The sequence below is a fragment of the uncultured Sphingomonas sp. genome (assembly GCF_913778135.1).
Classification (GTDB): domain Bacteria; phylum Pseudomonadota; class Alphaproteobacteria; order Sphingomonadales; family Sphingomonadaceae; genus Sphingomonas.
The window spans coordinates 1-5,986 of record NZ_CAJYVU010000194.1 but is presented as its reverse complement, the minus strand read 5'-3'; the positions used below and the strand labels follow the sequence as shown (position 1 = coordinate 5,986).

General features: G+C 67.8%; 5 protein-coding genes and 1 pseudogene. 1 reads left to right on the top strand and 5 read right to left on the bottom strand.

Annotated features, from left to right (window positions below; genetic code table 11):
* Positions 1–100 precede the first annotated feature (100 nt).
* Positions 101–586: a DUF3035 domain-containing protein gene (locus QZ847_RS16570; protein WP_294358708.1), complete on the top strand. Its 486-nt coding sequence runs from the start codon at positions 101–103 to the stop codon at positions 584–586.
* Positions 587–663: 77 nt separating this feature from the next.
* Here QZ847_RS16570 and QZ847_RS16565 read toward each other — a convergent pair whose 3' ends face one another.
* From QZ847_RS16565 to QZ847_RS16545, 5 genes and pseudogenes are all read right to left on the bottom strand, one after another.
* Positions 664–1,974, bottom strand: a complete 1,311-nt coding sequence (locus tag QZ847_RS16565) for a mechanosensitive ion channel domain-containing protein (protein WP_294358705.1) — start codon at positions 1,972–1,974, stop codon at positions 664–666.
* Positions 1,971–3,167, bottom strand: a complete 1,197-nt coding sequence (metC, locus tag QZ847_RS16560; protein WP_294358703.1) for a cystathionine beta-lyase — start codon at positions 3,165–3,167, stop codon at positions 1,971–1,973. Before metC ends, QZ847_RS16565 begins: the two co-directional genes overlap by 4 nt.
* Positions 3,164–4,009 (bottom strand): sulfurtransferase, encoded by an 846-nt coding sequence (locus QZ847_RS16555; RefSeq protein ID WP_294358700.1) that lies wholly within the window; start codon positions 4,007–4,009, stop codon positions 3,164–3,166. Before QZ847_RS16555 ends, metC begins: the two co-directional genes overlap by 4 nt.
* 31 nt (positions 4,010–4,040) lie before the next feature.
* Positions 4,041–5,582, bottom strand: a pseudogene (locus tag QZ847_RS16550) (cryptochrome/photolyase family protein).
* Positions 5,583–5,606: 24 nt separating this feature from the next.
* Positions 5,607–5,986, bottom strand: a 380-nt coding sequence (locus tag QZ847_RS16545) for a riboflavin kinase (RefSeq protein ID WP_294358696.1), incomplete at its 5' end; no start/stop codon positions are given.

Sequence of the window (5,986 nt, the reverse complement as noted above, 5' to 3'; positions counted from 1 at the left end):
GACGCGGCGATTACGATCGGCGTGCTGATTCTGCTGGTGCGCGCGCTCGTGATCCGCGACAAGCCGGACGAGAATGCGAAGAATTCCTCGGAGAACGTACATGCGTAAGTTGGTGGTCACGGGCGTCGCACTCGCGGCGGTGACGTCGCTGTCGGCGTGCGGCAAGAGCGGCTACGACCGCGCGCGGCCCGACGAGTTCGCGGTGGCGCGCCAGGCACCGCTGGTGATCCCGCCCGACTTCTCGCTGGTCCCGCCGCAGCCGGGTGCCGCGCGGACCCAAGGGACGAACACGCAGGGCCAGACGCTGGAGGCGCTGTTCGGCACGCCGGCGCCGCGCAGCCAGGCAGAGGCCGGCGTGGTCGATCAGGCCGGCGGCGACGTGGCACAGCCGGGAATCCGCAGCGCGGTCGGCGATCCGCAGACCAACGTCATCGACAAGGGCCAGACGACGCGCGACATCATCGCCGCACCGCAGGGCGACGGACAGGGTGCGCGCGCGGTGACGGGCGGTGCCGCCGGCGCAACGCAGGCGACCGCGCCCTCGCCCGCCGCGACGCCGACGCCGGGCGCAACGCCGCAGCCGTAATCACACGGCGCGGAGACGTTCAGGCCGGCGCGCACTTCTCCGCGCCGCGACCGACTTCGCATCGCGGTTTGCCGGAGCTAGCCCGGCTGGTCGGTTGTCGGATCGGCAGCAGCGAGCGGTTGCTTCGGCCACGTCCTGACGTAAACGTCGTGCTGCGCGAACGGAATTGCGATCCCCGCGTCCTTGAACAACACCCACAAACGGTTGAGCACGTCCGAGCGGACGTTGCCGACCCCGCTCTCGGGATCGCTGATCCAGGCGAGGATCTCGTGCTCGACCCCGTCGTTACCGAACGCGGTCAGCCAAACGTTGGGCTTCGGGCTGGTCAGCACGCGCGGGCTGTCGGTCGCCGCCTTCATCATCAGCGATTGCGCCAGTTTCAGGTCGCACGAATAGGCGACGCTGACGGGTATACGCACGCGCACGTTGCGGTCGGTGAAGGACCAGTTCTCCACCTCCTGCGTCATCAGATTCTCGTTCGGGATCAGATGCTCCTTGCCGTCGCGCGTCACCACGCTGACCGCGCGCACGCCGATCTTGTTGACCCAGCCGAAGCTGTCGCCGACGACGATCACGTCGCCCGGCTTGATCGAGCGATCCATCAGTAGGATGATGCCCGCGATCAGGTTGCCCACCGTTTTCTGCAACCCGAACCCGACCGCAAGACCCATCGCGCCCGAGAAGAAGGCGAAGGCGGTGAGGTCGATCCCGGCGAAATCGATCCCGAAGAAGAACGCCGCAACGACGATGCCGATGCTCGCCAGCTTCTGTGCGAGCAGCTTCTGCGTCGCGTCTAGCGAGCGCGCCTGTCCGATGGTGTGCGTGACGACGCGATTGGCGAGCCGAACGCCCGCGAAGATCACGATCGCGATCACGAGGATGTAGATCAGCGCGAGCAGCGACAGTCGCCGGCGCCCGATATTGAATCCGACCGCGTCGAGCGTGTCGGTGATCGGCCCCAGTCCACCGACCGCGCGGCTTAGCAACGCCACGAACAGGATCGTCGCGAACGTCCAGGTCGCCCAGCGCGGCATGCCGAGCCCGCGCAATATCGCATGGGCAAGCGCGGCTGCGGCAGCGCCGAGCGCGATGCCGATCGGCAGCCCGCCCCACCCGGTCCAGTCATGCGCGACGAGGACGATCGAGAGCAGCAGCGCGGCACTGCCGTGGCGCAGGATCGCGCTCATGCGGCGCCACAGCCCCTCGCCGTGGTTGGCGACGTGCGCCTTCCACCACGCCGCCGCGCGCGGGCCGAGGACGCGCCCGGCGACGAGCCCGAGCAGCAGCGAGACAAGCACCAGCGCGCCCGCGACCGCCATTTCAAGCAGGTCGAACCGTCCCGGCAGCGCGATGCCGTTCTCGCTCAGCCAGTCGCTGGCGAAACTCACCCGCGCGCCGCTCGGAACGCGGCGAGCCCGCGCGCCAGATCGGCGATCAGGTCGGCGGGATCCTCCAGCCCGATCTGTAGGCGCACGAGTGGTCCGGCGAAGTTGGGCATGGTGGCGGTGCGATGGCGCGCCGGGTCGACCGGCAGCGCCAGGCTCTCATACCCGCCCCAGCTGTAGCCGATGCCGAAATAGTCCAGCGCGTCGATCAGCGCGGCGCGCGATCGCTCGTCACCGCCTTGGAGCGCGAAGGCGAACAGCCCCGACGAGCCGAGGAAGTCGCGTGCGAATATCTCGTGTCCCGGGCAGGACGGCAGCGCCGGGTGGAGCACGCGCGACACCTCCGGCTGCGCGGCCAGCCAGCGCGCGATCTCCAGCGCGCTCGCCTGATGCTGGCGCAAGCGGAGCGACATGGTGCGCAGGCCCCGGCTACCGAGCCAGGCGTCGTCGGGGCTGGTGACCTGCCCCAGCTGGAAGCTCGTCTCGCGCAAGGCAGCGAAGCGGCCCGGACCGGCAGTGACCGAGCCGAGCATGACGTCGGAATGGCCGACGATGTATTTGGTGCAGGCGAGGATCGAATAATCGACGCCCTTGGCGATCGCCGGGAAGAACAGCGGCGTCGCCCAGGTATTGTCGAGGATCGTCGCGATCCCGCGGTCCTTGGCGACTGCGACGATCGCGGACACGTCCTGCACCTCGAAGGTCAGGCTGCCGGGCGATTCCATGAAGATCGCGCGCGTCGCCGGGCTGATCAGTTCGACGATCCCCTTACCGACCAGCGGATCGTAGAAGCGCGCGGCGATACCAAACCGCTTGAGCAATCCAGTCGCCATCGACCGCGTCGGATCATAGGCGCTGTCGGGCACGAGCAGTTCGTCGCCCGGTGACAGCACCGCCAGCAGGCAGGCAGCGATCGCGGCGACGCCCGACGGGTAGAGGAAGGTCCCTTCCGCGCCCGGTTCCAGGCCGGTCAGTGCGTCGGCCAGGCTCCACTGCGTCGGCGTGCCGCGACGCCCGTAGAACAGGCGGTGGTGGGTGTCGGCCGCGCCGCTCGCGCGCAGGTGCGCGACGTCGTCGTAGAGGATCGTCGAAGCGCGCCACACGGGTGTGTTGACGACGCCCGCGGTCCATTCGGGGCGGCGGCCGGCGGTGACGACGCGCGTGTCGGGCCGGAGGTCGTGCTGATCATCACTCATGCGTCACCCGTCGCCTTGGGAGTGGAGGGGTCGGCACCCCATTCGCTCCAACTGCCGTCGTAGACCGCCGCCTCGTGTCCTAACAGGTGTGCGGCGAAGGCGAGCACGCTTGCGGTGATGCCCGAGCCACAGGTCATCATCATCGGTCGCGACGGATCGACGCCGGCGTCCGCGAAAGCGGCGCGCAGCGCATCGCCGCGCTTCCACGTGCCGTCGGGGTTGAAGACCTGCTTGTACGGCAGGTTGCGCGCGCCGGGCATGTGGCCGGCCGCGACACCGGGGCGTGGGTCGGGTTCGGCACCGGTGAAGCGCGCCCGCCCGCGTGCGTCGACGATCTGCACGTCGTGGCCCAGCGCGGCGCGCACGTCGGCCATGTTCGCGATCCCCCTGCCCTGCTCGCGCGGGGTGGCGTGACGCGGGCGGACGACGTGCCCGCCTATTTCCACCGGGCGCCCCTCGGCGCGCCATTTCGCCAGACCGCCGTCGAGGATCGCGACATCGGTGAAGCCGAATGCGCGCAGCATCACCCAGGCACGCGCCGCCGTGAAATGTGACGCATCGTCGTAGAGCACGATCCGCAATCCGTCGCCGAGCCCTGCCCGCGCCATGCGGCTGGCGAAGCGCGCGGCGTTCGGCATGGTCGAGGGCAAGGGGCTGTCAGGGTCGGAGAAGCCGGCAAGGTTCATGAACACCGCGCCCGGCACATGGCCGGCGGCGAATTCCGCCGCGGCATCGCGCTTCGGCTCACCAGGCAGGTCGATGTGGTAACTGGCATCGGCGACGCGCAGGTCGCGGTCCGACAGGTGATCAGCGAGCCATTGCGTCGAGACGAGCGGGTCCATCCACCCGGCATAGCGCGCCGCGGCGCGCGCGTCAGTAGGGCGGTCCGCTCGCATCCAGTTGGTCGAGAAAAGCCGACGCCTGCGCGCGAGTCTCGGCGCGGGTTTCGGGCTTCATCCGGTCCCAGGTGCGGTACGGCATCGCCATGCGCCGGTTGGGGCGCAGCTTGTCCTCGTTGCGGGCGAGAAAATCCCAGTAGAGCGCGTTGAACGGGCAGGCGTCCTCGCCGACGCGCTTCGTCACGTTGTATCGGCAGTGGCCGCAATAGTCCGACATGCGGTTGATGTACGCGCCCGACCCTGCATAGGGCTTGGAGCCGAGCAGCCCGCCGTCGCCGAACTGGCTCATGCCGAGCGTGTTGGGCAGCTCTACCCATTCATACGCGTCGATATAGACTTCGAGATATTAGAGGTGAACCGCCTTCGGATCGGCGCCGATCAGCAGCGCGAAATTGCCGGTGACCATCAGCCGCTGGATGTGGTGCGCGTGCGCGGTGGCGAGCGTCTGTCCGAGCGCTTCGCGTAGACAGTGCATGTCGGTTTCGCCGGTCCAGTACCAGTCAGGCAGCTGGCGCATATTCCCGAAGTAATTGCGCTCGACGTAATCGGGTCCTTCGCGCCAGTAGATGCCGCGCATATATTCGCGCCAGCCGAGGATCTGACGGACGTAGCCTTCGACCGAGTTGATCGGTGCCTTGCCCGCGCGGTACGCCGCCTCGGCGCGACGACACAGGTCGAGCGGATCGAGCAGCCCGGCGTTCAAGTAAGGCGAGAGGATCGAGTGCCACAAATGGCGCTCACCCGTCAGCATCGCGTCCTCGTAATCGCCGAACTTCTCCAGCGCATGCGCGAAGAAGGTGTCGGCTTGCCGCTCAGCGTCCTCGGCGGTGACGGCATAATCGAAGCCGCCTAGATCGCCTGGATGATCGGCGAAGCGGGTCGAAACGAGGTCGATCACCTCGCGCGTCACCTTGTCGGGTTTGAACGCGAGCGGTTGCGGCATGAACAGGTCCTTGTTCGCCGGCTTGCGATTGTCCTTGTCGAAATTCCACTGCCCGCCGACCGGGTACTTGCCGTCCATCAGCACGCCGGTGCGCTGCCGCATCACGCGGTAGAAGTACTCCATCGTCAGCACCTTGCGCGACGCGGCCCATGCCTCAAAGTCGGCATGCGTGGCGATGAAGCGGTCGTCGGTCAGGATGTCGACGGGAATGCCGAACAGCGTCTGCCACGCATCGAGCATCGCACGAACGCGCCACTCGCCCGCCTCGGTCACGATGATGCGGGTCGCCGCATGCCGCTCGACCGCGCGTGCGACCTCGCCGGTGAAGCTGCCGCTATTGTCCGGATCGTCGAGGCCCACATAGTCGACCGTCCACCCGGCCTCACGCAGCGCGGCGGCGTGGTGGCGCATTGCCGAGAGGATGAAGGCGATCTTCTGCTTGTGGTGCCGCACGTAGGTCGTCTCATCGGCGACCTCCATCATCAGCACGACCGTGTCCGCCTTCTTCGCAGCGGCGAGCGACGAGATCGTCGGGGTGAGTTGATCGCCGAGGACGGGGACGAGCGTGATCATGTCGCGCTAACGCATGTTGGGGCGTCAGCGCTCCAGGATCGTGCGGGCGCGCGCGCAGTCGGCGTCCATCTGCGCCATCAGCGCGTCGAGGCTGTCGAACTTCGCCTCCGGCCGCAGGAACTCTATCAACTCGACCTCGATGCACTCGCCGTACAGGTCGCCCGAAAAGTCGAAGAAATAAGGTTCAAGCAATTCCTTTGGCGGCTCGAATTGCGGGCGGATGCCAAGGTTGGCCGCGCCGTCCAGTACGCGCCCGTCTGCCAGCCGCCCGCGTATAGCGTAGATGCCGTAGGCCGGGCGCAGGTAGCGTCCCATGTCGATGTTGGCAGTCGGATAGCCGATCGTGCGGCCGACCTTGTCGCCGTGCTGCACCACGCCTTCTATCGCGAACGGGCGCGTTAGCA

Excerpts from the sequence above, each read along its gene's own strand:
- QZ847_RS16570 (WP_294358708.1), top strand. The coding sequence starts at position 101 with ATGCGTAAGTTGGTGGTCACGGGCGTCGCACTCGCGGCGGTGACGTCG.
- metC (WP_294358703.1), bottom strand. The coding sequence starts at position 3,167 with ATGAGTGATGATCAGCACGACCTCCGGCCCGACACGCGCGTCGTCACC.
- QZ847_RS16555 (WP_294358700.1), bottom strand. The coding sequence starts at position 4,009 with ATGGACCCGCTCGTCTCGACGCAATGGCTCGCTGATCACCTGTCGGAC.